This window comes from Oryzihumus sp. JJN4-3R (genome assembly GCF_057747915.1).
Map to the genome: position 1 here is coordinate 2,369,064 of NZ_CM173229.1, position 26,617 is coordinate 2,395,680.

General features: G+C 73.9%; 25 protein-coding genes. 14 read left to right on the forward strand and 11 right to left on the reverse strand.

Going from position 1 to position 26,617, the window contains the following annotated elements; translation table 11 throughout:
- Nucleotides 1–150 precede the first annotated feature (150 nt).
- Together AC3ANM_RS11120 and AC3ANM_RS11125 are read right to left on the reverse strand one after the other, a co-directional pair.
- Nucleotides 151–2,058: an acyl-CoA dehydrogenase family protein gene (locus tag AC3ANM_RS11120; protein WP_488284476.1), complete on the reverse strand. Its 1,908-nt coding sequence runs from the start codon at nt 2,056–2,058 to the stop codon at nt 151–153.
- Nucleotides 2,055–2,798 (reverse strand): TetR family transcriptional regulator, encoded by a 744-nt coding sequence (locus AC3ANM_RS11125; protein WP_488284477.1) that lies wholly within the window; start codon nt 2,796–2,798, stop codon nt 2,055–2,057. The genes AC3ANM_RS11120 and AC3ANM_RS11125 overlap by 4 nt, the downstream gene beginning before the upstream one ends.
- Nucleotides 2,799–2,922: 124 nt before the next feature.
- Here AC3ANM_RS11125 and AC3ANM_RS11130 point away from each other — a divergent pair, with 124 nt between their 5' ends.
- From AC3ANM_RS11130 to AC3ANM_RS11140, 3 genes are read left to right on the forward strand one after another with little or no spacing between them, the layout of a single operon-like run.
- A complete protein-coding gene (locus AC3ANM_RS11130; protein ID WP_488284478.1) occupies nt 2,923–4,212 on the forward strand; it encodes an acetyl-CoA C-acetyltransferase in 1,290 nt (429 codons plus the stop codon).
- On the forward strand, nt 4,209–5,579 hold the full coding sequence (locus AC3ANM_RS11135) for a 3-oxoacyl-ACP reductase (RefSeq protein ID WP_488284479.1): 1,371 nt from the start codon (nt 4,209–4,211) through the stop codon (nt 5,577–5,579). The genes AC3ANM_RS11130 and AC3ANM_RS11135 overlap by 4 nt, the downstream gene beginning before the upstream one ends.
- Before the next feature lie 3 nt (nt 5,580–5,582).
- Nucleotides 5,583–6,443, forward strand: coding sequence for a MaoC family dehydratase (locus AC3ANM_RS11140; RefSeq protein ID WP_488284480.1), 861 nt, complete (start codon nt 5,583–5,585; stop codon nt 6,441–6,443).
- On the opposite strand, the gene AC3ANM_RS11145 is transcribed toward AC3ANM_RS11140, so the two are convergent.
- From AC3ANM_RS11145 to AC3ANM_RS11165, 5 genes are read right to left on the reverse strand one after another with little or no spacing between them, the layout of a single operon-like run.
- Nucleotides 6,433–7,065, reverse strand: a complete 633-nt coding sequence (locus tag AC3ANM_RS11145; protein WP_488284481.1) for a class I SAM-dependent methyltransferase — start codon at nt 7,063–7,065, stop codon at nt 6,433–6,435. The two genes, AC3ANM_RS11140 and AC3ANM_RS11145, sit on opposite strands and share 11 nt — an antisense overlap.
- Before the next feature lie 54 nt (nt 7,066–7,119).
- Complete coding sequence (locus AC3ANM_RS11150) at nt 7,120–8,265, reverse strand: FAD-dependent oxidoreductase (RefSeq protein WP_488284482.1); 1,146 nt, start codon at nt 8,263–8,265, stop codon at nt 7,120–7,122.
- 10 nt (nt 8,266–8,275) lie between these two features.
- Complete coding sequence (locus tag AC3ANM_RS11155; protein ID WP_488284483.1) at nt 8,276–10,267, reverse strand: vWA domain-containing protein; 1,992 nt, start codon at nt 10,265–10,267, stop codon at nt 8,276–8,278.
- A gap of 5 nt (nt 10,268–10,272) precedes the next feature.
- Nucleotides 10,273–11,664 (reverse strand): sigma 54-interacting transcriptional regulator, encoded by a 1,392-nt coding sequence (locus AC3ANM_RS11160; RefSeq protein WP_488284484.1) that lies wholly within the window; start codon nt 11,662–11,664, stop codon nt 10,273–10,275.
- A gap of 52 nt (nt 11,665–11,716) precedes the next feature.
- Entirely contained in the window at nt 11,717–13,033 is a 1,317-nt protein-coding gene (locus AC3ANM_RS11165; RefSeq protein ID WP_488284485.1) for a DNA polymerase IV, read from the reverse strand.
- Nucleotides 13,034–13,117: 84 nt separating this feature from the next.
- Between AC3ANM_RS11165 and AC3ANM_RS11170 the strand changes: the two genes are divergently transcribed.
- The 3 genes from AC3ANM_RS11170 (at nt 13,118) to AC3ANM_RS11180 (ending at nt 15,854) form a co-directional block, all read left to right on the forward strand.
- Nucleotides 13,118–14,011 carry an alpha/beta fold hydrolase gene (locus tag AC3ANM_RS11170; protein WP_488284486.1) on the forward strand — a complete coding sequence of 298 codons (894 nt, stop codon included), beginning with the start codon at nt 13,118–13,120 and terminating at the stop codon, nt 14,009–14,011.
- An 81-nt stretch (nt 14,012–14,092) separates the two neighbouring features.
- Nucleotides 14,093–14,737, forward strand: coding sequence for a cysteine hydrolase family protein (locus AC3ANM_RS11175; RefSeq protein ID WP_488284487.1), 645 nt, complete (start codon nt 14,093–14,095; stop codon nt 14,735–14,737).
- A 64-nt stretch (nt 14,738–14,801) separates the two neighbouring features.
- A complete protein-coding gene (locus AC3ANM_RS11180) occupies nt 14,802–15,854 on the forward strand; it encodes an App1 family protein phosphatidate phosphatase (protein WP_488284488.1) in 1,053 nt (350 codons plus the stop codon).
- Here AC3ANM_RS11180 and AC3ANM_RS11185 read toward each other — a convergent pair.
- The 3 genes from AC3ANM_RS11185 to AC3ANM_RS11195 form a co-directional block, all read right to left on the reverse strand.
- On the reverse strand, nt 15,826–17,259 hold the full coding sequence (locus tag AC3ANM_RS11185) for an MFS transporter (protein ID WP_488284489.1): 1,434 nt from the start codon (nt 17,257–17,259) through the stop codon (nt 15,826–15,828). The two genes, AC3ANM_RS11180 and AC3ANM_RS11185, sit on opposite strands and share 29 nt — an antisense overlap.
- 34 nt (nt 17,260–17,293) lie before the next feature.
- Nucleotides 17,294–17,875 (reverse strand): GNAT family N-acetyltransferase, encoded by a 582-nt coding sequence (locus tag AC3ANM_RS11190; protein WP_488284490.1) that lies wholly within the window; start codon nt 17,873–17,875, stop codon nt 17,294–17,296.
- 172 nt (nt 17,876–18,047) lie between these two features.
- On the reverse strand, nt 18,048–19,436 hold the full coding sequence (locus AC3ANM_RS11195) for an HNH endonuclease signature motif containing protein (protein ID WP_488284491.1): 1,389 nt from the start codon (nt 19,434–19,436) through the stop codon (nt 18,048–18,050).
- A 163-nt stretch (nt 19,437–19,599) separates the two neighbouring features.
- Here AC3ANM_RS11195 and AC3ANM_RS11200 point away from each other — a divergent pair, with 163 nt between their 5' ends.
- The 3 genes from AC3ANM_RS11200 to AC3ANM_RS11210 all read left to right on the forward strand — a co-directional run bounded on the left by AC3ANM_RS11200 (nt 19,600) and on the right by AC3ANM_RS11210 (nt 21,354).
- Nucleotides 19,600–19,998, forward strand: a complete 399-nt coding sequence (locus AC3ANM_RS11200; protein WP_488284492.1) for a DUF6578 domain-containing protein — start codon at nt 19,600–19,602, stop codon at nt 19,996–19,998.
- Between the two features lie 98 nt (nt 19,999–20,096).
- Nucleotides 20,097–20,957, forward strand: a complete 861-nt coding sequence (locus tag AC3ANM_RS11205) for an Fpg/Nei family DNA glycosylase (protein ID WP_488284493.1) — start codon at nt 20,097–20,099, stop codon at nt 20,955–20,957.
- Nucleotides 20,958–21,021: 64 nt separating this feature from the next.
- Nucleotides 21,022–21,354 carry a rhodanese-like domain-containing protein gene (locus AC3ANM_RS11210; RefSeq protein WP_488284494.1) on the forward strand — a complete coding sequence of 111 codons (333 nt, stop codon included), beginning with the start codon at nt 21,022–21,024 and terminating at the stop codon, nt 21,352–21,354.
- Here AC3ANM_RS11210 and AC3ANM_RS11215 read toward each other — a convergent pair.
- Nucleotides 21,347–21,967 (reverse strand): hypothetical protein, encoded by a 621-nt coding sequence (locus tag AC3ANM_RS11215; RefSeq protein WP_488284495.1) that lies wholly within the window; start codon nt 21,965–21,967, stop codon nt 21,347–21,349. The two genes, AC3ANM_RS11210 and AC3ANM_RS11215, sit on opposite strands and share 8 nt — an antisense overlap.
- Nucleotides 21,968–22,061: 94 nt before the next feature.
- Here AC3ANM_RS11215 and AC3ANM_RS11220 point away from each other — a divergent pair, with 94 nt between their 5' ends.
- From AC3ANM_RS11220 to AC3ANM_RS11240, 5 genes are all read left to right on the forward strand, one after another.
- Nucleotides 22,062–23,282 (forward strand): ATP-binding protein, encoded by a 1,221-nt coding sequence (locus AC3ANM_RS11220; protein ID WP_488284496.1) that lies wholly within the window; start codon nt 22,062–22,064, stop codon nt 23,280–23,282.
- Nucleotides 23,283–23,346: 64 nt separating this feature from the next.
- Nucleotides 23,347–23,676, forward strand: a complete 330-nt coding sequence (locus AC3ANM_RS11225) for an ArsR/SmtB family transcription factor (RefSeq protein WP_488284497.1) — start codon at nt 23,347–23,349, stop codon at nt 23,674–23,676.
- A gap of 1 nt (nt 23,677) precedes the next feature.
- Nucleotides 23,678–24,169 (forward strand): SRPBCC family protein, encoded by a 492-nt coding sequence (locus AC3ANM_RS11230; protein WP_488284498.1) that lies wholly within the window; start codon nt 23,678–23,680, stop codon nt 24,167–24,169.
- Between the two features lie 158 nt (nt 24,170–24,327).
- Entirely contained in the window at nt 24,328–25,968 is a 1,641-nt protein-coding gene (locus AC3ANM_RS11235) for a glycoside hydrolase family 13 protein (protein WP_488284499.1), read from the forward strand.
- A gap of 96 nt (nt 25,969–26,064) precedes the next feature.
- Complete coding sequence (locus tag AC3ANM_RS11240) at nt 26,065–26,616, forward strand: cysteine hydrolase family protein (protein WP_488284500.1); 552 nt, start codon at nt 26,065–26,067, stop codon at nt 26,614–26,616.
- Nucleotide 26,617 lies beyond the last annotated feature (1 nt).

The window sequence follows — 26,617 nt, forward strand, 5'->3', positions numbered from 1 at the left end:
CTGGGCGGGGGCGTTCCTCGCAGTTTCGTCACACTTGGCACCACTTCGTTCCCGCGCATCGGTGACGAACCTGCGCATGCGGCGCCGCCGCGCGACACGAGCTACCCGCCCGTGGAACACCCGCGCGAAGAGTGCTGCGGGTCACGGCGATCACTGGGCGATGGGGGCGCCCAACCACTCCTGCGGGATGCCGAACCCCTCGACCAGGGCCAGGGCATCCGGGCGGAGCTCGGCGCACAGGGCGTTGACGGCGGCGGTGACCGCCTTGGCCCGCCCGGGTGTCAGCCGGCCATGCTCGAGGAACCAGCCCTTGTCCTGCTCGATGTTGGCCAGGGCGTAGAGGTCGCAGACCCGGGACAGCACCTCGCGTGCCGCCGGGTCCGTGCACGCCTCGATGCCGGAGACGAACGCCTCGAGCACCACCCGGTCGACGTGGACGCGCGCGGCCCGCAGGACGTGGTCCTGGGCGGCGTTGAACACGGCGAACGCGTCCGCGTCCGGCGCCCCGGCCCGGCGCAGCCTTCGGGCCAGGCCCTCGAGGACGTGCTTCTCCCGGTCCTCGAACAGGCGCAGGTGCAGCGCCCGGTCGCGCAGGTCGCCCTCCTTGGTGCGCGGGCCCGCGCCGCCGATCCGCTCGAGCAGCGGCCGCGTGGCGGTGCGCTCGATGACGTTGCCGGCGATCTGGCCGGCGGCGAACCGGACCATGCCCAGGAAGTCCAGGTCGCCGAAGGTGTCCCGGTACTCGGTGAGCAGCCCCTTGGCGACCAGCTGCAGCAGCACCGTGTTGTCGCCCTCGAAGGTGGTGAACACGTCGGTGTCCGCCTTCAGCGCCGGCAGACGGTTCTCCGCGAGGTAGCCCGCCCCACCACAGGCCTCGCGGCAGGTCTGGATGGTCGAGGTGGCGTGCCAGGTGACCACCGCCTTGATCCCGGCGACGCGGGACTCCAGCTCCCGCTGGGCGAGCTCGTCCGGCTCCAGGGCGGTCTGCACCTGGTGGAGGGAGGAGACCAGCTCGTTCTGGGCGAACTGCAGCGCGTAGCTGGTGGCCAGCGCGGGCAGCAGCTTGCGCTGGTGCGTGCGGTAGTCCAGCAGGACGACCTCCTCCTCGCTGCCGGGAGCGGCGAACTGGCGCCGCTGCACGGCATACCGGATGGCGATGGCGAGCGCCGTCCTGGTGGCGCTGCCCGCGGCGCCGGCCACGCTGACCCGGCCGCGCACGAGCGTGCCGAGCATGGTGAAGAACCGGCGGCTCTCGTTCTCGATGGGGCTGGAGTAGGTGCCGTCCTCGGCGACGTCCCCGAACCGGTTGAGCAGCGCCTCGCGCGGCACCCGGACGTGGTCGAAGGCGAGCGTGCCGTTGTCGACGCCGCCCAGCCCGGCCTTGGCGCCGCAGTCGCCGATCGTGACGCCGGGGCAGGGCCGGCCGGCCTCGTCGCGGATCGGCACCAGCACCGCGTGCACCCCGTGGCTGCGCCCGCCGGTGACCAGCTGGGCGAAGACGACAGCCAGCCGACCGTCGCGCGCGGCCCCGCCGATGTAGGTCTTGACCGCGCCCTCGTGCGGGGTGTCGACGACGAGCTCGCCGGTCGCGACGTCATAGGTGGCGGTCGTGTGCAGGTGCTGCACGTCGCTGCCGTGGCCGACCTCGGTCATCGCGAAGCAGCCGGGCAGGGCGAAGGAGATGACGTCCTCGAGGTAGCGCTCGTGGTGGACCCGGGTGCCGAGGTTGACGATCGCGCCGCCGAACAGCCCCCAGTGCACGCCGGCCTTGACCAGCAGCGACAGGTCGCCGTGCGCGAGCATCTCGAAGGCGGTCACCGAGGCGCCGATGTCGTTCTTGCCGCCGTACTCCACCGGGAAGCCGTTGCGCGGGTGGCCGGTCGCGGCCAGCAGCTGCATCTGCTCGAACACCCGCGCCCGGTGGGCCTCCTGGTCCAAGCCAGGCTCGGAGAGCAGGTCCGTGGCGGAGAAGCCCTCGCGTGCCTCCTGCCGGACGTGGGCCCAGTGGCCGTCGAGGGCGGTGCGCAGTGCGGTGCCGAGCGGGGTCGGGTCGGTCATCGGCTCTCCTCCGGGACGTCGGGGCGGTCAGTTCGGTCAGTTCGGTCGGTTCGGTCAGGACCGGTATGGCGGTCGTCGGCTTCCAGCGCCCCGGCCAGGCCGCCCCACGCGAGGTCGGTGACCTGGCGGGCGAGGACCTCGCGGGGCACCCGGTCGGGCTGGGCGAGCCAGTGGTCGGCGGCGGCGCGGACCAGCCCGATGAGGCTGTGCGCCCACGTGGCGGCGGCGCGCTCGTCGCGGCCCTCGCGGCGCAGCCGGCTGGCGAGCACCTCGGTGACCTGGGCCGCGATCCGCGAGGTCATCCCCTCGACGGGGTCATCCGCGACCGGGGCGTCCAGCAGCGGGCGGGTCACCACGAAGCGGTAGACCTCCGGGTCGCGCTCGACCAGCGTGAGGTAGCTGTCGACCGCCGCCGCGACGAGGGCGCGCGGGTCACCTCCGGCGTCCCCATCGGCGGCGGGGTCGGCGGTGGTCAGGGCCGAGCCGAGGTCGCGCAGGATCAGGTCGTCGACGGCGGCGACGACGGCGCGGTAGAGCCCCGTCCGGTCGGTGAAGTGCCGGTAGACCACGGTCTTGCTCGTGCCCGCCTGAGCGGCGATCTGGTCCATCCCCACCCCGGCGCCGTGGCGGCGGATGGCCCGCATCGTGGCCTCGACCAGCTCGGCGCGGCGCGCCCGCCGGTGCTCCTCCCAGCGGGTGTGGCGCCCGTCGGCGCGGGCGGTCGGTGACGGGGGACTCATGCGGTGACGGTACCGCGGACTGGTCGTACCTGCTACTTTCGGTATCAGGAATCCGGCAGCAGCACGGCCGCCGGACAGCCTGGAGACAGCACGGTGCCCGCACCCCGCGACAGCTGGAGGAACCTTGGCCCCGCAGCACCCCCGCCCCGTCTACGTGGTCGGCGCGAACCGCATCCCGTTCGCCCGCGCGAACGGCCCCTACACCCACGCCTCCAACCAGGACATGCTCACCACGGCGCTCGACGGCCTCGTCGCCCGCTGCGGCCTGGCCGGTGAGCGGGTCGGCGAGGTCGCCGCCGGGGCCGTGCTCAAGCACTCGCGCGACTTCAACCTCACCCGCGAGGCGGTGCTGGGCTCCCACCTGTCGCCCTGGACGCCCGCCTACGACGTCCAGCAGGCCTGCGGCACCGGGCTGGAGACGGCGATCATCGTCGCCAACAAGATCGCCCTCGGCCAGGTCGAGTGCGGCATCGCGGCCGGCGTCGACACCGCCAGTGACGCACCGATCGCGGTCAACGAGGGGCTGCGCCAGGCCCTGCTCGAGGCCAACCGGGCGCGCAGCGTCGGGGGCCGGGTCAAGGCCCTGGCCGGCCTGCGTCCGGGTCAGGTCGTCCCCGAGATCCCGCGCAACGCCGAGCCGCGCACCGGCATGGCGATGGGCGACCACCAGGCCGTGACCACCGCGACGTGGGGGGTCAGTCGCGAGGCCCAGGACGAGCTCGCCGCCGCCAGCCACCACCACCTGGCCGCCGCCTACGACCGGGGCTTCTTCGACGACCTGCTCACCCCCTACCTCGGCCTCACCCGGGACCAGAACCTGCGCGCCGACACCTCGGTGGAGAAGCTGGCCGGCCTCAAGCCCGTCTTCGGCGAGGGGGAGGGCGCCACCATGACGGCCGGCAACTCGACGCCGCTCTCCGACGGGGCCTCGGCCGTCCTGCTCGCCACGCAGGAGTGGGCGCAGGAGCGGGGGCTGCCGCTGCTGGCGCGCTTCGTCGACGCGACCACCGCCGCGGTCGACTACGTGCACGGCGACGAGGGGCTGCTCATGGCCCCCGCGTATGCCGTGCCGCAGCTCCTCGTGCGAAACGGCCTGGAGCTGCAGGACTTCGACTTCTACGAGATCCACGAGGCCTTCGCCTCGACCGTGCTGTGCACCCTCAAGGCGTGGGAGGACGAGGCGTTCTGCCGCGACCGGCTGGGCCTCGACGCGCCGCTGGGGTCCATCGACCGCAGCCGCCTCAACGTCAACGGCTCCTCCCTCGCGGCCGGCCACCCGTTCGCCGCGACCGGCGGCCGCATCGTCGCCACCCTGGCGAAGCTGTTGTCCGAGAAGGGCTCCGGCCGGGGCCTGGTGTCCATCTGCGCCGCCGGCGGCCAGGGCGTCGTCGCCATCCTGGAGGCCGCCTCATGAGTGACCGCTACCTCGACCTCGTCAACAGCGGCCTCGGCCGCACCCTCGCGACGCGGCTCGGTCTGCCGCGACCCGCCCCCCTGCGCCGGTATGCCGTGGGCCAGCCGGTGCTGGAGGGCCCCGCCTTCGTGGCCGGTGTCGGCGCGGCGCCCCTGCTCCCCGGGGTGAAGGCCGCGCTGGAGAGCGCCGCGGTCCAGGTCCTCGACACCGCACCCACCGACGCGGACTCCGCCCGGCTCGGCGCGGTCGTGGTCGACGCCAGCGCCGCGCGGGCGGTCGGCGACCTCGAGGCCGTGCGGGCCGCCCTGGCCCCGGCGCTGAAGCGGCTCGGTCCGTGCGGACGCGTCCTCCTGCTCGGCTCCCCGCCCGAGGCCCTGACCGCACCCGCCGAGGCCGCCACCCAGCGCGCGCTCGAGGGCATCGTCCGCAGCGTCGGCAAAGAGCTGCGCGACGGCGCCACCGCCAACCTGCTCCGCGTCGCCGAAGGCGGCGAGCCGGCGCTGGCCTCGCCGCTGCGCTTCTTCCTCTCGGCCCGCTCCGCCTACGTCGACGGGCAGGTGCTCCGGGTCGCCGGGGGCGCCGAGGGTGCCGAGGGTGCTGCCCCCGGCGACATCGACCACCCGCTCGCCGGGACGGTCGCCGTCGTCACCGGCGCGGCCCGGGGCATCGGCGCCGCGATCGCCGAGGTCCTGGCCCGCGAGGGTGCCGCCGTGGTCTGCGTCGACATCCCCGCGGCCGGGGAGTCCCTCGCCGCGGTGGCCAACCGGGTCGGTGGCACGGCCCTGCAGCTCGACATCACCGCGCCGGACGCCGGGGAGAGGATCTGCGACCACGTGGCGCAGCGCCACGGACAGCGGCTCGACCTCGTGGTGCACAACGCCGGGATCACCCGCGACAAGCTGCTGGTCAACACCGACGCCGACCGCTGGGCCAGCGTGCTGGCGGTCAACCTCGAGGCCCAGCTGCGGATCAACGAGGTGCTCCTGGACAACACCCGCGAGGGCGCCCTCGCCGAGGGCGGCCGGATCGTCAGCGTCTCCTCCACCAGCGGCATCGCGGGCAACCGCGGCCAGGCGAACTACGCCGCGAGCAAGGCGGGCGTGATCGGCCTCGTCCAGGCGCTGTCGGCCCAGGTCGCCGACCGCGGCATCACCGTCAACGCCGTGGCCCCGGGCTTCATCGAGACCGAGATGACCGCACGCATGCCGCTGGGCACGCGCGAGGTGGGGCGCCGGATCAACAGCCTCGGCCAGGGCGGCCGGCCGGTCGACGTCGCCGAGGGCATCGCGTGGTTCGCCCAGCCGGACAACACCGGGGTCACCGGACAGGTGCTGCGCGTCTGCGGCCAGAGCCTGATCGGGGCCTGAGCCATGGGCGACGGCACGCGGACCCTGACCCTGACCGAGGCGCCCAGCCTGGCACGGCTCTTCGCGCGGGCGACCCTCACCGCCAGAGGACGTGGCGGCTCATTGCCGGACCTGGAGGTGGTGCGCGCGGGGGTGGGTGTCGACCGGACCCACGTCGCGGCATACGACCGGGTGTGTGGCTTCCCGCTGCGCGACGCGCTACCCCTGACGTACCCGCACGTGCTGCTCTTCCCGCTGCAGGTGACCCTCATGGCCGAGCCGGGCTTCCCGCTCGCCCTGCCGGGACTGGTCCACGTGCGGCAGCGGATCGTGCAGCACCGGCCGCTCGACGCCGGCGAGCCGGTGAGCCTGCGCGCCGCCGCGCAGGGCTTGCGGCCGCACCCCAAGGGGGCGCAGGTCGACCTCCTGGGCGAGGCCCGCGTCGGCGGGGAGCTGGTGTGGGAGGGGCGCAGCACCTACCTGGCCCGCGGCGCCACGGCCCCGCCCGGCGACAGCGTCCCCGAGGCGCCCCTGCTCGTCGACGTGGATGAGTCCTCGCCGGTCGCGACCTGGCGGGTGCCGGCCGATCAGGGGCGGCGCTACGCCGCGGTCAGCGGGGACGTCAACCCGATCCACCTGAACCCGTTGGCGGCCAAGGCGTTCGGCTTCCCGCAGACCATCGCGCACGGCATGTGGACCCTGGCCCATACCCTCGCCTCGGTCGAGGCGCGGGTGCCCGACGCCGGCGTCGTGGACGTCGCGTTCGGCCGGCCGCTGCTCCTTCCGTCGACCGTCACGCTGCACGCCACCCCGGTCGACGCCGGGTGGGACCTCGCGGTGCGTTCCGGTGACAGCGAGCACCTGCGCGCCACCGTCAGGGCCTGACCGCGCGGCCGATGACGTGGGCGGTCGGCGGCACGAGGCCGCCCGGGCTGTAGCCGAAGCGGTCCAGCGCAGTGAGGGTGAACCCGGCCTCGCTGATCACGCGGGGCGTGTCCCGGTTCGGGTGGCAGCCGCCGGCCAGCCGGGTCCACAACGGCGTCGCGAGGTCCTCCACCGCCCCGACGAGCGCGTGGGAGGAGCGGACGTGCTCGTAGAACGCCAGCGTGCCGCCCGGCCGCAGCACGCGGGCGACCTCGGCCAGCACCGCGGCCAGGTCGTCCACCGAGCAGAGCACCAGCGAGGCCACCACCGCGTCGCAGCCGCCGTCGGCTAGCGGCAGCGAGCCGGCGTCAGCTGCGACGACCGCCACCGGCACCTGCGCCGCCCGGGCGGCCTGGCGCGCGGCGACCCGCAGCGTCGGCTCGGGCTCCACTGCCACGACGCGGGACACCGTGGCGGGGTAGCGCGCGAAGTTCAGCCCCTGTCCCGCGCCGACCTCGCAGACGACCCCGCTCAACCCGGCGAGCAGCCGGTCCCGGTGTGCACCGACGCCGTGCTCATCCGCCTGCGGCGCCAGGCGCAGGTAGGCCCGCGCGAACCGGGGGTTCTCCAGACGTCTGGCCACGGCCCCGAGGCTACGGGCCTGAGAAGGTGGCCGCCGGGGCTTTGGCCCCAGGACCTAGCGACCGAGCACGTGCGGGCCGTGGCCACCCGGCATACCGGCGGCGAAGCGGGCCAGGCCGAAGGAGGCGACGTCCGCGTCCGGGGTGCGCCCCTCGGCCAGGTCGGCCAGCACCAGGCCCATGAGCGCCGAGAACTTGAAGCCCTCGCCGGAGTCGCCGCAGGCCAGGACGATGCCGCCGGGCAGCGTGTCGAGGACGAACCGCCCGTCCGGGGAGTCGGTCCAGCAGCACACCTGCGCGTCCAGCACGTCCGGCCCCACGGCGGTGAGCGTCCGCCCGACCCGTTGCGCCGTGTATGCCGTGAGCTCGGCGTCCGGGGTCCGGTCACGGTCCGCGAGGGCCCAGTCCCGCAGCGGCCGGTCCAGCCCGACCTTGTAGCCCACCCCGGGGGTGGGCATGGCGTACATCCCCGGCTCCTCGCCGCGCGGCCCGTCGAAGAAGCACGGCAGGTCATCGTGGGCGTGCGGCTCCGAAGCCTGCCCGAGGTGCACGACCTGCTCCAGGTGCGGCCGCAGCGCGAGGTCGACTCCGAGAGCGGTCAGCAGGTCGCCGGCGCCGGGCCCCGGTGCGAGCACGACGACGTCGGCGTCCAGGCCGGTGCCGTCGTCCAGCTGAACGCGCGGGCCCGAGGCAGACTCGACCACGGCCACCACCGAGCTCCCCAGGCGAAGGACGCCGCCGGCCGCCTCGAACAGCCGTGCCTGCGCGGCCATCGACGCCGCCGCCAGCACCGGCCCCGCCTCGGCCTGCCACACCGCGTCGCGCCCGTCGGGCGCCAGGCCCGGGAACCACCGCCCGACCTCGGCCGCCGGCACCACCTCGTGCGCCACGTCCTCCGCGGCCAGCGCGTCGACCACCGCCGGCAGGGACACGTCGTCCCGCCACAGCAGCCCGCGCCGCAGGAAGACGGGGGTCCCGCTGCGCGAGGCCAGCCGCTCCATGGCGTCCCTGGCCCGCAGGCCGAGGCGCACGCGCACCGCGTCGGGGTGCGTCAGCCGCCAGAGCCGGGTCGGCCCCGGCGAGGACGACAACGCGTTGGCCACGCCGTACCGGTCGACCAGTGTGACCTCATGCCCCCGCGACGCCATCTCGGCCGCCGCCGGCAGCCCCCACGCCCCTGCACCCACCACGACGCACCGCATACGCGGCACCCTAGGTCGAGCGGCGGCCCCGTCGCGCGCGCAGGTAGTCGGCCACGACGTACTCCCCGAGCCGGGAGACGTCGGGGGTGAACACGCGCCCGGCCGCCCGCCGGGCCACGGCGTCGACGAACCGCGCCAGCCCCGGGTCCTCCCCGAGCATGAACACGTTGAGCGTCGCGCCGTAGCGCGCCAGCTCGTCGACCTGGGCGACCGTCGCGCGCAGCGTCGCGCCCGTGGGTGGCCACATGAACTCCGGTATGCCGTCCGGCCCGAGGTGCGCCGTCGGCTCACCGTCGGTGACGACCAGGACGACCGGCTCGGCGTCGGGGTGCCGGCGCACGTGCCGCAGCGCGAGCATGAGCGCGTGCTGGAGGTTGGTGCCCTGCACCCACTCCGGCTCCACCTCGGCCAGCTGCACCGGCGAGAGCCGGCGGGCGGCGATGTTGAAGCCGATGACCTGGAGCGCGTCCTGGCGGAACCGTGTCTCGACCAGGTGCGACAGGGCCAGGGCGGTCTGCTTCATCGGGCCCCAGCGGCCCTCCTGCACCATCGAGAACGACAGGTCGACGCACAGCGCGACCGCCGCGGTGGTCCGCCGCTCCGTCTCGATGACCTCGAAGTCCTCCACCGCGAGCCGCACCGGACCGGCGCCGATCCCGTTGCGGCGCAACGCGTTGCCGACGGTGCGGGCCGCGTCGATCGGCAGCTCGTCGCCGAACACCCACGGCCGGGTCAGCCCGGTCGGCTCGTCCGCCTGCCCGGTCCGCTGCTCGTCGTGGTCACCCCGCCCGGCGGCCTCGAGGTCGGAGAACACCCGCCGAAGGGCGGTCTCGCCGAGCCGGCGCACGGCCCGCGGCGTGAGCCGCAGCCCCTCGTCCCCCTGGGTCAGGTAGCCCTGCCGCTCCAGCTCGCGCTCGAGCTGGCGCAGAGCCTCCAGGTCCGCCGCCGCGGCCGACCCGAGCCGGCGCTCGAGGGTCTCCACGTCGACGTCGTCCAGCGTCGAGCCCGGGTAGGACTGGGACAGCTGGCGTTCCAGCGCCTCGAGGTCGGCCAGCTCCGAGACCGCCTCGACCGCCTCGCCGTAGCCGAGCGAGGGACCGCCCGGCTGCATCTGCACGGGGCGTCCGCGGTCCAGGCCGGGGCGCAGCGAGCGCAGGTTGTCCGAGAGCTGGCTCATCTGCGAGGCCAGGTCCGGGTCTTCCAGCGCCTCGCTCATCAGCTGCGCCAGCTGCTCGCGCTGCTCCGGGGACAGCGAGGCCATCATCCGCTGCGCGGCGGCCTGCCGCCGGGCCAGCGCGTCGATCAGCTCGTCGACGTCCTGCGGCTCCTCGGGGAAGAACTCGCCGTGCCGGTCCATGAACTCGCGGAACTGGTCGGTGGTGTCCTCGCCGCGCGCATGGGCCGCCAGCAGGGCGTTGAGGTCGGCCAGCATGTCCTTGACCCGCTGCATCGTCTCGGGGTCACCGCCGGACAGGGCCTGCTTCAGCCCGGCGAACTGGGCCTCGAGCACTTCCCGACGCAGCATGTCCTTGATCGCCTCGTAGGCCTGCCGCGCCTCGGGCGAGTGCCACTCGTAGTCGGCGAGCCCGCGCACCGCCCCGGCCACGTCGTCGGGCAGCGTCGCCAGCTCCATCTCGGCCATCCGCGCCGCGTCGGAGTCCTCGGTGGCCAGCTGGTCCCGCTCCGTGGCCAGCGCCTGGTCCAGGGCGGCCCGGACCTGGTCCAGCGTCCCGGCGAGGTCACCCCGTCGGCGCGCCGCTGCCCGCATCCGGCGGATCCGGTCCTGCAGCTCGTCCAGCCCCTGGCGCCCGGACAGGCCCTGGCGGAGCAGGTCGCGCAGTGCCTCGCGCAGGCCGCCGCCGGAGAGCACCTCGCGCCCGATCGCGTCCACGGCCGCGCGCACGTCATACGGCGGGGCGAGCGGGTCCGGCCCACCTCGCCACGGGCCGTAGCGGAACCGGCCGTGTGGTGAGCCGTGCGGGTCGTGCGGTTGCGCCGACATCGTCGCTACGCCCCGTAGACCGTGCGGCCGGCGACCGTGTCCTTGTCGATCCGCCGGGTCAGGTGCAGGCCCTCGAGCACGAACTCCACGGCCGCCGCGGTCTCCCCGGCGGAGGCGTCGTCGCCGTGGCCGAGCCGGTCGAGCACCTTGGACAGGCCCGGCACGGTGCCGAGCTGGCCGAGCAGCTCCGCCGCGGGGACGAGCTCGCCGGTCTCGACCACCGACCCGTCCTCGAACAGCGCCGTGAACCCGGTCAGGTCCAGCCCGCCCAGGCGTGCCCGGAACGTCTCGGCGACGGCCACCCGCAGCAGGTGGTCCAGGACCTCGCGCTCGCGGCCCTCCTCGCCCATCTCGAACTCGACCTTGCCGAGCAGGGTCGGCACCACCCCCGGCACGTCGCAGACGCGGGCGACCGTCGTGGCGTCCCCGGCCCGGGCCGAGCGCCGCAGCGCCGAGGCCGAGACCGCCTCGGTGGCCGCGATCGAGAAGCGGGCCGAGACCCCGGAGCGCTGGTCGACCGAGGCTGACTCGCGCAGCCCCCGGGTGAACCGGGCGATGACCTCCACGAGGTGCTCCGGCACCTGCGCCACCACCGCCGACTCCTGGGCGATGAGCTCGACCTCGTCGGTGACCTCGAGCTGGTAGTGGGTGCGGATCTCCGCGCCGAACCGGTCCTTGAGCGGGGTGATGATCCGGCCCCGGTTGGTGTAGTCCTCGGGGTTGGCCGTGGCCACCAGCAGCAGGTCCAGCGGCAGCCGCAGCGAGTAGCCGCGGACCTGGATGTCGCGCTCCTCCAGCACGTTGAACAGCGCCACCTGGATCCGCTCGGCCAGGTCGGGCAGCTCGTTGAGGCCGAACACGCCCCGGTTGGTGCGCGGCACCAGCCCGTAGTGGACCGTCTCGGGGTCACCCAGGGTGCGCCCCTCGGCCACCTTGACCGGGTCGACGTCGCCGATGAGGTCGCCGACCGAGGTGTCCGGCGTCGCCAGCTTCTCGGAGTAGCGCTCGGTGCGGTGCCGCCACACCACCGGCAGGGCCTCGCCCACCTCGTCGACCAGCCGGCGGCAGCGCACGCAGACCGGGTCGGTCGGGTCGTCGTTGATCTCGCAGCCCTCGACGACGGGCGACCACTCGTCCAGGAGCCCGGCGAGGGAGCGCATCAGCCGGGTCTTGCCCTGGCCGCGCTCGCCCAGCAGCACCAGGTCGTGCCCGGCCAGCAGCGCCGTCTCCAGCTCGGGCAGGACGGTGTCGTCGAAGCCGACGATCCCGGGGAAGGCAGGCTCGCCCGAGCGCAGCCGCGCCAGCAGGTTGGCCCGGATCTCCTCCTTGACCGTCCTCGGCTCCCACCCGGAGGCGCGCAGCTCGGCGAGGGTGGTGGGCAGCGCGGAGAGCGTCATGCCTTCGACACTACGTCGCGGCGTCAACCCCCTCCCGCCAAAACCGCTGGCGTCAGCGCCAGTCCGGCGGCGGCCCAGGGGTCAGCTCGGGGTCCGAGGCGTCGAACGTGCGCACAGGTCCCGGCCCCGTCCTCGGCCCCTCGAAGCGCACCGTGACCAGCGAGCGCCCCGAGCCCCAGACCCAGCCGGCACCCTGGGTGGCGTGGACGACGTCCTGGCCCGGTCGCCATACCTGCGCTGCCGGCGCCGTGGGGGCCTCCGCCTCCTCCGGCTCCTCGGCCACCTGCTCGTCCGGGGTGGTGAACAGGTCGTCCTGGACGAAGTCGGACAGCCCGGAGACGCCCACCCCGAGCAGGCGCACGCCGTCGGCGACGTCCACCTCCGCCAGCAGCTTGTATGCCGTGTGGGCCAGCGCGCGCCCGTCGTCCGTGGCCTGGGGCAGGGTCATCGAGCGGGTCAGCGTGCTGAAGTCGTAGCGGCGCAGCTTGAGCGTGACCGTCCGGCCGGCCGTGTTGGCCTTCCGCAGCCGGGCGCCGACCCGGGCGGTGAGCAGGTCGATCTCGCGGCGCAGGGCTCCGGGGTCGGTGACGTCGCGGGCGAAGGTCTCCTCCGCCGAGACGCTCTTGGCCTCCCGCTCGGCGACCAGCACCCGGTCGTCCTGGGCCCGGGCGAGCCGGTGCAGCGACTGGCCGTGGGCCTGGCCGAAGAGGCTGAGCAGGTCGGCCAGCTCCAGGCGGGCCAGGTCGGCCACGGTCTCCACGCCCAGCGGGCGCAGCCGCTCGGCGGTGGCGGGGCCGACCCCGCCGAGGCTGCGGACCGGCAGCGGGTGCAGCACGGCGAGCTCCTCGCCGGCGTCGACCACGGTGAGCCCGTCGGGCTTACGCAGCTCGGAGGCGACCTTGGCCAGCATCTTGGAGCTGGCCACGCCCACCGAGGCGGTCAGCCCGCCGGTCAGCTCGGCGATCCGGGCTCGGAGCCCCTCGGCCAGCTCCGTGACCGCCTCGACGGTGGGGTCGAAGCCGGGGATCTCGGCCAGGTCGACGTAGGCCTCGTCGATGGAGACCTGCTCCACCAGCGGTGAGCACTCCCGCAGGACATCCATGACGACCCCCGAGGACAGCCGGTAGGCCTCGAACCGCCCCGCGAGGAACGCCGTCCCGGCCGGTCCGCGACGTCGGGCCTCGGCGGTCGGCATGGCCGAGCGGATGCCGTAGCGCCGGGCCTCATAGGACGCCGTCGCCACGACGCCGCGCCCGCCGACCCCGCCGACGACCACCGGCTTGCCGCGCAGCGAGGGCTTGTCGCGCTGCTCGACCGCGCTGAAGAACGCGTCGAGGTCCAGGTGCAGCACGCTCGGCCGCGACCGCATCCGCACCTCCTGTCCGTGGGCCCCTCCTGTCCGTGGACCCCATTGTCCGTCCTCCCCCGACCGCCGGTGGTAGACATCGCTGCCATGACGACGTCGACGCTCACCCTCCCCGACGGCCGCGCGCTGGAGTACGTCGAGGGCGGCGACCCCGCCGGCGTGCTCACCGTGGTCCACCACGGCACCCCGGGCGGCCCCGTCCTCGACCCGCACTGGGAGGCCACCGCCCGCGAGCGCGGGCTGCGCCTGGTCCTCCACGCCCGCCCCGGGTATGCCGGGTCCACCCGGCTGCCCGGCCGTTCCGTGCGCGACGTGGTCGGGGACGTCGCGGCGCTCGCGGACCACCTCGGGGTGCAGCGCTTCCTGACCTGGGGCTGGTCCGGCGGCGGCCCCCACGCCCTGGCCTGCGCCGCCCTGCTGCCCGACCGGGTGGTGGCGTCGGCCTCGCTGGCCGGCGTCGCGCCATACGACGCGGAAGGCCTGGACTTCATGGCCGGCATGGGCGAGGGCAACATCGAGGAGTTCGGCCTGGCACTCGAGGGCGAGGAAGCGGTCCGGCCGCTGGCCGAGGAGCAGGCCGCGGAGCTGGCCCGGGTCACCGCCGAGGAGCTCGCCGACGCCATGGCGCCGCACCTCACCGACGTCGACGCCGCAGAGCTGCGCGGCACCGGTATCGCCGCGACCCTCGCCGCCCAGATGCGCGCCGGGCTCGCCGGCGGTGCCGACGGGTGGGTCGACGAGGACCTGCTGTTCACCCGGCCGTGGGGGTTCGGCCTCCGGGGGATCGACGTCCCGGTGCTGCTGATGCAGGGCCGGCACGACGCCATGGTGCCGATGGGCCACGGCGAGTGGCTGGCCACGCAGGTCATCGGGGCCGACGTGCGGCTGTCGGAGGACGACGGGCACATCACCCTGGTCAGCCGCCAGATGGCGGCCGTCCACCAGTGGCTGCGGGACCGCTGGGACGGTGCCGTCGGCTGAGGACCTTGTTCCCCGCGACGGGCGCCCGCCCCGGGCGTAGCGTCAGCGCCACCGAGTCGGATCACACCTGTGGAGCGCGCCATGACCTTGTCGCCGAACGAGACCGCCGTCGTCCTCATCGAGTACCAGAACGACTTCACCTCCGAGGGTGGCGCGCTGCACGGCGCCGTCGCGGACGTCATGAAGCAGACCGACATGCTGGCCAACACCACCGCCGCGGTCGAGGCAGCCCGGGCGGCGGGCGCCACGGTCATCCACGCGCCGATCATGTTCGCCGAGGGCTACGGCGAGATCACCGCGCAGCCCTACGGCATCCTCGCCGGGGTCGTGGAGAGCAACGCGTTCGTCAAGGGCTCCTGGGGCGCCGAGATCGTGGAGGATGTCGCGCCGCAGCCTGGCGACATCGTCATCGAGGGCAAGCGCGGCCTGGACACCTTCGCCAGCACCAACCTGGACTTCATCCTGCGCAGCAAGGGGATCAAGAACGTCGCCCTCGGCGGCTTCCTCACCAACTGCTGCGTCGAGTCCACGATGCGCTCGGCCTACGAGCGCGGCTTCAACGTCTTCACGCTGACCGACTGCGTGGCGGCCACGTCGGCCGAGGAGCACGAGAACGCCATCGCCAAGGACTACCCGATGTTCAGCCACCCGGTGACGTCGAAGGAGTTCCTCGCCTCGCTGGAGGGCAAGGCGGAGGTGGCCGACTCCAGCCGCGGCTACAACTGAGCCACTGAGTCCGCGCATCTGAGCCTGCGCGGCACGGCGTCGGGGGCGGCGCTAGGTTTCGTCCATGGCACGCCCCCACACCGCCGCCATCGTCGAGGACGCCGTCCACCGTCGCCTCGACAAGGGCCTGCGCTCCCGGGGCTGGGGCGTGCGCACGATCAGCTACACCGGCTACGGCTCGCCAGACTTCGCCCGGGTGCTGGCCCGCGTCGTGCTCGGCCGGATCGGCGAGGACGAGCCCGGGTCGGCCGACGCCGACGCCACCTCCGGTGAGCTGCGCCGGGCCGAGGAGGTCCGCCGGGGGTGGCGGGCGTTCGTGACCGCGCCGGCGATGGACGTGCCGGTGACCGTCCGGGTGAACGGGCGCGTGGCCCACACCCGGACCGACCGTGGCGGCTACGTCGACGTGCGCGTCCCCGAGCCGGGACTGGCCCCCGGCTGGCACGAGGCCACGATCGAGGCCGAGGGGGCCGCGCCGGCGCCGGCCTCCGTGCAGGTCATCGACGGCGCCACGCGCTTCGGCCTGGTCAGCGACATCGACGACACCGTCATGGTCACCGCGCTGCCCCGCCCGATGATCGCCGCGTGGAACACCTTCGTGCGGCACGAGCAGGCGCGCCGCGTGGTGCCGGGCATGGCCCCGATGTATCGCGCGCTGCTGGACGAGGCGCCCGGCTCGCCGATCTTCTACCTGTCCACGGGGGCGTGGAACACCGCGCCGACGCTGACCCGCTTCCTCGAGCGCGGCGGCTACCCCGCCGGGCCGCTGCTGCTCACCGATTGGGGTCCGACCAACAGCGGCTGGTTCCGCAGCGGGCAGGAGCACAAACGGGCGGCGCTGCGCCGGCTCGCCCGGGAGTTCCCCAGGATCCGCTGGATCCTCGTCGGCGACGACGGGCAGCACGACCCCAGGATCTACGGCGACTTCGCCTCGGAAAGCCCCGAGCAGGTGGAGGCCATCGCCATCCGCGAGCTGACGCCGGCCGAGCAGGTGCTCTCACACGGCATACCGGTCTCCAACGAGGAGTTCGCGCCGCGCACGCGGCGCAGCGTCCCGGTCTGCCGCGCCCCCGACGGCTACGGCCTGCTCAGGTTGTTGCGGGCTGCACGGTCGTGACGCACGCCTCGTGCGCCCGCAGGCCGACCTGGGTCAGCACCGCTGCGGCCACGAGCATGCCCGCGCAGACCAGCATCGCCGAGCGGTAGGCCGGCGCGAGCAGGACGGGCGAGGCGTACTCCCGGCCGGACAGGCCCACGGCCAGTGGCAACGCCGCGACGGCGAGCAGCCGCGCCGTCTGGGCGATCGCGTTGTTGACCCCGCTGGCGGTGCCGGCCAGCTCGTCCGGTGCGGCGGCCAGCACGGTGCCGGTCAGCGGCGCGACCGTCATCGACAGGCCGACGGAGAAGACCACCAGCCCGGGGAGGACGTCCGTCAGGTAGCTGGGGTGCACGGGGATCCGGGAGAGCAGGACGAAGCCGGCGGCGGAGAGCAGCATCCCGCCGGCCATCAGCGGCCGGGGGCCGATCCGGGTGCCGAGGGCGCCGAACCGGCTGGACAGCAGGAGCATGGTGATGCTGATCGGCAGCGTCGACGCGCCCGCCGCCAGCGGGCTCCAGCCGGCGGTGACCTGCAGGAAGATGACGAGGAAGAACAGTGCGCCGCCGAGCGCCGCGTAGACCGCCAGGGTGACGGCGTTGACGACGCTGAACGTGCGCGAGGCGAACATCGTCAGCGGCACCATCGGGGCGGTGACGCGCCCCTCGACGAGGACGAACCCGCCGAGGCACAGCACGCCGGCGACGCCGACGGCCAGCACCGGGGCGCTCCAGCCGCGGTCGGGCACCGCGGTCAACGACCAGGTCAGCCCGGCGAGGCCGAGGGCGGCGAGGACGACACCGGCCGGGTCGAGGTGGCGACTGGCGTGGGGGTTGACCGACTCCGGGACGCAGGCCCGGCCTAGCGCCACGACGGCGATGCCGATCGGGATGTTGATCCAGAACACCAGGCGCCAGTCGATCCCGACGAGCCAGCCGCCGACCAGCGGGCCCGCGGCCGTGGCCACCCCGGCCAGCCCGGTCCAGGCGCCGATGGCGCGCATGCGCTCGCCGGGCTCGAAGGAGGACTGCAGGATGGCGAGGCTGCCGGGGACCATCAGGGCCGCGGCGACGCCCTGCAGTGCCCGGACCACGGCCAGGACGACGACCGTGGGGCTCAGCGCGCACCCGAGGGACGCCGCCGAGAACGCGATCACGCCGACGAGGTAGAGGCGCCGCCGCCCGAACCGGTCACCCAGCGAGCCGCCGAGCAGGATCAGCGAGGCCAGGGTCAGGGAGTAGGCGTTGACGACCCACTGCAGGCCGGCGAGGTTGGCGTGCAGCTCGCGACCGATGGTCGGCAGGGCGATGTTGACGACCGTGCCGTCGAGGAACGCCATCGAGGTGCCGAGCACCGTCGTGGCCAGGGTGAACCGGCCCCGGCGCTGGTCGAGGCGCAACAGCGCAGGTGCCGCGGAGGACGCCACCCACCCAGCCTAGGTCGGAAGACCTCTCCGCGCGTCAGTCCTGGTGGGCGCGGGGGATCAGGTCGGCCGGGACGAGCGACCAGACGGTGAGGTCGACCCGGCCCTCGTGGATGACGCCCGCGTTGCGGGCGATCCCCTCGCGCTGGAAGCCGGCCTTCTCGGCGACCCGCTCCGAGCCGGTGTTGCCCGTGGCGGTGAGCAGCTCGACCCGCTCGAAGCCCTGGTCGGTCAGGGCCCAGCTGGCCAGCAGGCGCACGGCGGTCGTGGTGACGCCGCGGCCACGGACCCAGGGCGCCGCCCAGTAGCCGGTCTCGGTGGTCCGGGCGGACCAGTCGGTCTTCTTCAGGTTGATGGCACCGGCCAGCCGGCCGTCGACCTCGATCGCCCGCACGATCCCGGCGCCGCTGTCGAGCTGGCTCGGCGAGAAGGTCTCGATGAACCAGCGGGCGTCGTCCCGGCGGTAGGGCCGGGGCAGCGGCAACCAGCGCTGCGTCTCGGCGTCGGTGCAGGCCTCGGTGATCGCGTCGAGGTCGGCCTCGGTGAAGGGCCGCAGGCTCAGTCCCTCGCCTTCGAGCGTGACGTCGTCGAAGCGGTTGGTCTGGGTCTCGGTGGCCATGGCCGAATCCTGCCGGACGGCAACGCCTTCCGTGTAACCCGTTTGCGGCGGGTCTGGCTGCAGGGTGACGTTCGCTCGCACCACAGGACGGGTCGGCTGAGTCGTACAGGTGGGCCGGGTCCAGCAGGCGGCAATGGACGAGCGGGCCCATGGTCCAGCAGGCGACGCTGGCTCAGAAGGGTGGTGGGCCGGTGTCGACCAGCTCGAGCGGGCGGTCGAGCGGGTCGTCGTAGACCCTGGGCCGGGTCGGGTAGGTCCGCCCCGCGGCGGTCCGCCAGTGGACCACCCCATCGGGCATCATCGTCGAGCTCCACCACTCGCGGGTCTTGAGGTTGTGGTGTCGCCGGTGCTTGGCGGCGAGGTTGGTGGTGTGCGTCGGGCCGAGCGGCCACGCGATCTCGTGGTCGAGGTCGCACCGCCGGGCCTCCAGCTCGCAGCCGGGCCCTCGGCAGACCCCGTCGCGGTGGACGACGAGCTCGCGCATCCGCGGAGTGGGGACGTAGCGCTCGGTGCCCAGGTCGAGCATCGTGCCGGTCACCGGGTCGGTGACCAGGCGGCGCCAGATCGACCCGGCGGCGGTGGCGATCTCGCGGACGTGGTGGGCCTGGACGAAGCCGTAGCCGGGGATCTCGCCGGTGCCTTCGGTGACGCCGAGCAGCGTGGCCAGGGAGACGGTCACGGTCACCTGCGCGGCGGGCGGCCGGCCGAGGCTGCGGTAGGGCTCGTCGTCGGGCACCCAGCCGTAGAGCAGCAGGTCGAGGGCGACATCGGAGCAGATCGCCTCGTGGGCGCGCTCGTCGGCCCGGCCCTCGGCCTTCAGGCGCCGAGCGATCGCGTCGATGCGCTCACGGGCCGCGACGACGCGCTCGCCCTCACCGGTGACGGTCAGCCAGCCGGTGCCATCGGCCTGGAGGTCGGCGTCGGCCCGACGGCGGGCCACCGCGTCGGCGCGCTTGCGTCGTGGGTAGTCGCTGTCGTGCAGCACCAGCTGCCGGCGCAGGCGGCGTCGCAGCTTGCCGTGGGACAGCGGCCCATCGCCGTCGTCGCCGGCCAGGACCCGCCCCGCGATGGCGTCGGCGACCGCTGGTGGGCAGTGCCGCGTCTCGCTGTAGAGCAGGCGGGCGCGGTAGGAGGAGAGCCGGCCCGCGTGCATCAGCTCCCGGACGGTGGCGGTGCGCTCCTCCTCGGCCAGGGCGAACGCCACGCGGGACCGGCACTCGCCATAGCCGATGCCCGTCGCAGCCTCGATCTCGGACGCGGCGGCCTGCGCGGCGTCCTCGCGCACCCGCTCCCACTCGCTGTCGGAGCGCGGCCCGCTGGTGCGCAGGTCGTCGTGGAGCCGGTCGTGCTCCTCGAGCATCCGGTCGGCCAGCGCCCGGGTGCTGTCGAGCGACACGGCATCGACCCAGGCCTTGACGGTCTCCCCGGCCTCCACGACGCGCAGCGCCTCGTCGGCGGTGAACCACTGGGCCTCAGCCGGGGCGTCCGCGCGCATGATGCGCACGAAGGCATCGATCACCTCGCGAGGCACCGCCGACCGGCGGTCGCTCTGGTCCCCCATGTGCGGCACCCCCCAGCGCCATGATTCGCACGTGTGTTCTAACTTTATCGACGTTCTCCCGAGCGGTCAAGACCTCATCGGCCGGTGGACCTTCCGTGCGTGAACCGGTTGTGGCCGGGTCAATTGCCGTGCCTGCTGCGCGCGGAGAGGAGAGGCTGACGGCATGACGCGGGTGAGGGTGTGGGTCGAGGACTGGCAGCTGCAGTGCTGCGGCACGCCGTTCTCGGTTGGCGACGAGGTGGCGTGGTCCGTTGGCTCGATCGGCGTCGCCGGGATCAGCCCGGCCGTCGACGGACACGTCGATCTCGTCGCAGACTGCGTCGAGGACCACCACGACCTGGCGACGCAGCCGCGTCGGCTCCGCGGCCGGGTGTCCGGCACGCGCGCCGTGTTCTGCCGCTGGATGCCGGACGCAGGCTTCGTTCCTCGCCTCCTGGTTCCTGAACCCGGTTCGGGATTCGCGGTGGCCGTCGGCGGGGCCGACGGCTGGGAGGGCGTGCCGGACGGTTGCGGGTTCCTGGGGTACCTCGTGGATCTCGACGTGCCCGCCGGCACCGACTGACTCGCCGTCGCCGGACACGCGCGTAGAGAGCCGAGCCGGGGCTGGCACGTTGTGCCGTTCGGCCGGTGGCCGTCGGCGGGTTGGGTCAGAATGAAGCCGTGCCGGAGCTGCCCGAGGTCCAGGCGCTCGCCGACTTCCTGCGCGAGCGCACCGACGGTCTTGCCGTCGCGGGCGTCGAGCTCGGCTCCATCAGTGTGCTGAAGACCTACAACCCGCCGCCGCAGGCGCTCGCGGGCCTGCCGGTGACCGGGGTCGCCCGGCACGGCAAGTTCCTGGACATGGACCTCGACGGGATGCACCTCGTCTTCCACCTCGCCCGTGCCGGTTGGCTGCGCTGGTCCGACCAGCTGACCACGACGCCGCTGCGGCCGGGCAAGTCGCCGATCGCGTTGCGCGTCAGGCTCTCCGACGGCAGCGGCTTCGACCTCACGGAGGGCGGCACGCAGAAGCGACTCGCGGCATACATCGTCGACGACCCCCAGAAGGTGCCCGGCATCGCGAGCCTGGGGCCGGACCCGCTCGCCGAGGGCTTCACCGAGGCCGACTTCGCCGCGCTGCTCGAGGGGCGCCGCACCCAGGTCAAGGGCCTGCTGCGGGACCAGGGCTTCCTCGCGGGCGTCGGCAACGCCTACTCCGACGAGGTGCTCCACGCGGCGCGGCTCTCGCCGTTCGCACTCGCCGCGTCCCTCGACGAGGAGGAGGTCGCCCGCCTCTACTCCGCGCTGCGGGAGGTGCTGGAGCACGCCGTCGCGACAGCGTCCGGCAAGCCCGCCAAGGAGCTCAAGGACGCCAAGCGCGCCGGCATGCGGGTGCACGGCCGCACCGGCCAGGCCTGCCCGGTCTGCGGTGACGTGGTGCGCGAGGTGTCCTTCGCCGACTCCTCGCTGCAGTACTGCGCCACCTGCCAGACCGGAGGCAAGCCCCTCGCCGACCGGCGGCTCTCCCGCCTGCTCAAGTGAGTCCTGTCCCAACCCGGCGGCGGGACTTGGGGTTCACGTGCTGCCGGATGGCAGGATGCCGCGCATGACCGAGATCCCCACGCTGACCGTGTCCGACGTCCACGACCACGCGACGATCCTCGACGTCCGCGAGCCCGACGAGTGGGCCGCCGGCCACGCCCCGGGCGCGGTGCACATCCCCCTGGGTGACCTCCCGGCCCGCCTCGCCGAGCTGCCCGACACCGACGCCGGCACCCTCGCCGTCACCTGCCGTGGTGGTGGCCGGTCCTCCCGCGCGGTGGCCTGGCTTCAGCAGCAGGGCTTCGACGTGGCCAACCTCGATGGGGGCATGAAGTCCTGGCACGCCGCCGGCAAGCCGCTGGTCGGCGAGACGGAGTCGGAGCCCTCCGTCATCTGAGCGACTCGACCGTCGTCACCACCGAGGTGACCGACGGCCTGGCCGGGGTGGACCCGAACCCGAACCGCACGGGCGGGTCCACCGGCCGCAGCTCGCCGAGGTCCTCGCCCTCCCACGCCCCCGCACAGGTGAGGATCGCGCGCACGTCCGTCGCGCCATACCACTCGCGCCGGCCCTGGCCGGCGGTCCCGCGCGTGCGCACGCCGCGCAGCACGACACGGGCGACCGGGTCGACCGCGCCCGCGAACCAGGGTGCGGTGGAGACAGCGGCCGGTATGCCGTGCAGCAGCCACCCGAGCGCCGTGCGGCGCCCGAGGGCGAGGGTCAGGGACAACGGCCCGGCGTCCACCCGCCAGTGGCCGTCGGCCGCGGCGACGTCGACGGGCGTGAGCCGGACCTTGTCGAAGGTGTAGGTCGCGCGGACGAAGTCGGCCACCTGGTGCGTCGGCGCCAGGAGCACCCGGTGGCCGTCGGGGCGCTCGACCATCACGTCGGCGAACGAGCCCAGGGGCGATGTGGGCCACCGGCCGATGACCACGCGGGTGCCGCCCGCGGTGCCGAGCCCGGCGATCTGCCCGGTGAACCGCCACCGCTCCTGCCCACGACTGGTCATGCCGGACAGGCTAGGGGCCGCCGCGGCGCGCGACACGATCGGCGAGTATCGCGAGATCTCAGGCGCGCGCTATACAGCCGGATAGTCTCCGAGCGTGGACCCGATCCGGAACCCCTACGCCCCCGGTGCCGGCCAGCGGCCGCCCGAGCTGGCCGGTCGCGACGAGCAGCTGCGCGCATTCGACGTGGTCCTGGAACGCGTCGCCAAGGGGCGACCAGAGCGCTCGATCGTCCTGACCGGGCTGCGTGGCGTCGGCAAGACGGTGCTGCTCAACGCGTTGCGCAGCGCGGCCGTCCGCGCCCGCTGGGGCACCGGCAAGCTCGAGGCGAGGCCCGACCAGCGCCTGCGCCGCCCACTCAGCGCTGCGCTGCACACCGCGGTCCGCGAGCTCGGCCACCCGCAGAGCGACGACGTGGACCACGTGCTGGGGGTGATCAAGGCCTTCGCGCAGCGCGATGCCGCGCCGAACGCCAGGCTGCGGGACCGCTGGCAGCCGGGCATCGACGCGCCCGCAGTGACCGGTCGGGCCGACTCCGGCGACATCGAGATCGACCTCGTCGAGCTGCTCAGCGACGTGGGCGGCCTGGCCGCGGACGTCGGCAAGGGCGTCGGCATCTTCATCGACGAGATGCAGGACCTCGACCCCGAGGACGTCTCGGCGCTGTGCGCGGCGTGCCACGAGATCAGTCAGAGCGGCCTGCCGGTCATCGTCGTCGGCGCCGGCCTGCCGCACCTGCCGGCGGTGCTCAGCGCCTCGAAGTCCTACAGCGAGAGGCTGTTCCGCTACAACCGGATCGACCGGCTGGACCGCTCCGCCGCCGACCTCGCGCTGCAGTCCCCGGCCAAGGACGAGGACGCCGAGTTCGACGACGAGGCGCTCCAGGCCATGTATGCCGCCACTGCCGGCTACCCGTACTTCATCCAGGCCTACGGCAAGGTGGCCTGGGACGTGGCGGTCGGCACCCCCATCTCGGCCGACGACGTGCGCGTCGCGGCGCCGGAGGCCGAGGCCGAGCTGGCCGTGGGCTTCTTCGGGTCGCGCTACGAGCGGGCCACCCCGGCCGAGCGCGAGTACCTGCGGGCCATGGCCGATGCGGCGCTCGCCGAGGTCGAGGCGCTGGGTGACGACGCCTCGGTCGACGAGGTCGGCTCGGTTCCCACTGCGGCGGTGGCCTCGATCCTGGGCCGCAAGCCGCAGTCGCTCTCGCCGGCGCGCGATGCGTTGCTGAAGAAGGGCCTCATCTACTCCGGGGAGCGCGGCCGGATCGCGTTCACCGTGCCGCACTTCGGCCGTTACCTGCGCGCCCACGGCTGAGTCGCGGGGTCGGTCGACGGTCGACCCTTGACAACGTACAACCGAGTGGTTGTACGTTGTCCTCATGGACGAGACGCACGAGGACCGGGCCGACGCCCTGTTCCACGCGCTCGCCGACCGGACCCGGCGCGACATCCTGCGCCGCGTCCTGGCCGGCGAGCACTCCGTCTCGACGCTGGCCGCGGCGTACGACATGAGCTTCGCCGCCGTCCAGAAGCACGTCGCCGTCCTCGAGAAGGCCGGGCTGCTCACCAAGCGGCGCAGCGGGCGCGAGGCCCTGGCGAGCGGTGACGTGGAGGCAGTGCGCTCCGTCGCCTCGATGCTGGACGAGCTCGAGGCGGTGTGGCGCGGTCGCATCGACCGCATCGATTCCCTACTCGCAGAGGAGAAGTGACATGCCTGTCACCGACATCACCAAGGACGTCGCCAACCGCACCATCACGATCACCGCGACGTTCGCCGCCCCCGTCGAGCGCGTCTGGGCCCTGTATGCCGACCCGCGGCAGCTCGAGCGCGTCTGGGGACCGCCGTCGCACCCGGCGACGTTCGTCGACCACGCGCTGACGGTGGGAGCCCGCTCGACCTACTACATGACCAGCCCCGAGGGTCAGAAGTACGCCGGCTGGTGGCGGATCACAGAGGTCGACGAGCCGCGCAGCTTCGTCTTCGACGACGGCTTCGCCGACGAGGACTTCAACGAGGCCCCGGGGATGCCGGTGTCGCGCAACGTCTACACCTTCGAGGCCGAGGGTGAGGGCACCCGGGCGACCTACGTCTCGACGTACGCGTCGGCCGAGGACCTGCAGAAGGTGCTCGACATGGGCATCGAGGAGGGCGCCACCCTGGCGATCAACCAGATCGACGCGTTCCTCGCCCCCACCGCCTGACAGCTGCTGTGACAGCCGGGGCCCGCCGTCGAGGAGACGGGTCCCGGCCGCCGAGGATTCGTTTGGACCGCAAGGAGCACCTGATCCACGCGGTGCGCCGGCCGTGACCCCTGCCATGCTTTCGGGGAGCACACCCGCCTCGACCGGAGGAGCCCGCCGTGACCGACCTGTCCGACCCGACGTGGTGGCGCTCGGCGGTGGTCTACCAGATCTACCCGCGCAGCTTCGCCGACAGCAACGCCGACGGGATCGGTGACCTGCCGGGCATCACCTCGCGCGTGGGCTACCTGCGCGCGCTGGGCGTCGACGCGGTCTGGCTCAGCCCGTTCTACCCCTCGGCCCTGGCCGATGGCGGCTACGACGTCGACGACTACCGCGACGTCGACCCGCGGCTGGGCACGCTGGCCGACTTCGATGTGATGGTGGAGGCATTGCACGACAACGGGATCCGCGTGGTCGTCGACATCGTGCCCAACCACACCTCCGACCGGCACGCGTGGTTCCGCGAGGCGCTCGCCTCGCCCGCGGGGTCGCCCGCCCGTCACCGCTACATCTTCCGCGACGGCACCGGCCCGGACGGGTCGCTGCCGCCGAACGACTGGGAGTCCCTCTTCGGCGGGCCGGCGTGGGAGCGCACCGCCGACGGGCAGTGGTACTTCCACCACTTCGCCCGGGAGCAGCCCGACCTCAACTGGGACAACCCGCAGGTGCGCGAGGACTTCCGCACCACGCTGAGGTTCTGGGCCGACCGGGGCGTCGACGGCTTCCGCGTCGACGTGGCCCACGGCCTGGTCAAGGACCTCAGCGAGCCGTTCGACCCGTGGGTCGACGTGGCGCACATGCAGCGCGGCGACGGCTCCCACCCGCTGTGGGACCGCGACGGCGTGCACGAGGTCTACGCCTCGTGGCGGGCGGTGTTCGACGAGTACGACCCGCCACGGTTCGCCGTCGCGGAGGCGAGCGTCCACCCTCGCCGCCGCGCGCGATACGCCTCCCCGCAGGGGCTCGGGCAGGCGTTCAACTTCGAGATGCAGGAGGCGGACTGGGGGGTCGAGGACTACCGGCGCGTGGTCGACTCCGGCCTGGCCGACATGCGCGAGAGCGGTTCGTCCACGACGTGGCTGCTCGGCTGCCATGACAGCCCGCGGGTGGCCACGCGCTACGGCCTGCCGGTCGGTCCCGGCGAGAGCGCGCAGCAGGTGGCGCGGCAGTGGCTGCTGTCCGACGGGGCGGCGCCGGCGCTGGACCGCGCGCTGGGTGAGCGTCGCGCCCGGGCGGCCGCGCTGGTGCTGCTCGCCCTGCCCGGGTCGACCTACGTCTACCAGGGCGACGAGCTCGGGCTGCACGAGGTGGGCGACCTGCCCGCCGCGGTGCTCCAGGACCCGATGGCCGAGCGCTCCGGCGGCAAGGAGAAGGGGCGCGACGGTTGCCGGGTGCCCCTGCCGTGGAAGAGCCAGGGGCGTTCCTTCGGCTTCGGCGGCGACGGTGCGCACCTGCCCCAGCCGTCGTGGTTCGGCCGGTATGCCGTGCAGCTCCAGGACGCGGACCCCTCCTCGACGCTGACGCTCTACCGGTCCGCGCTGGCGCTCCGGCGCGAGCTGCGCGCCGGCGAGGAGCTGGCATGGGTGGAGGACGAGCCGCACGTGCTGCACTTCGCCCGGCCGGGCGGCTGGCACTGTGTCACCACGTTCGGCGGCGGGCCTGTGACGCTGCCCGACGGGGAGGTGCTGCTCACGAGCGTGCCGCTGGAGGATGGGTTGCTGCCGCCGGACGCGACTGCCTGGCTGCGCGTGTCCTGATCGGGTCCTCGGTCCGGCGGTCGGTGGCCGGATCGTTCCGGTCCGGGGCTGGATCGGACCTCGCCGGCCCGGGTCGGCGTCGGCACGATGGTGCCCATGAACACCACCGCACTGATCGTCATCGACGTCCAGGAGTCCTTCCGCCAGCGTGAGGCGTGGGCCCGCATCGACGCCCCCGACATCGACGAGCGCATCGCGCGGCTCGTCGACCATGCCCGCGCAGCCGGCCAGGACGTCATCTGGGTCCTGCACGCCGAGCCCGGCAGCGGCGACGAGTTCGACCCCGAGCTCGGGCAGGTGAGGCTGCTGCCCGGCCTCAAGCCCGAGCCGGGTGAGCCCACCATCACCAAGACCAGCCACAACGCGTTCACCACGACCAACCTGGCCCAGCTCCTGGTCGAGCGCCGGGTGGGTGAGGTCGTCATCACCGGCATCCGCACCGAGCAGTGCTGCGAGACGACCGCCCGGGTGGCGAGCGACCTCGGCTACGGCGTGCGCTTCGTCCTCGACGCGACGGCCACCGACCCGCTGCCGCTGTGGGACGGCTCGGGCGAGCTGACCGCCGCGCAGGTCAAGGAGCGCACCGCCGCCGCGCTGCACGGGCGGTTCGCCGAGGTGGTCACCATCGAGCAGGTGCTGGCATCCTGAC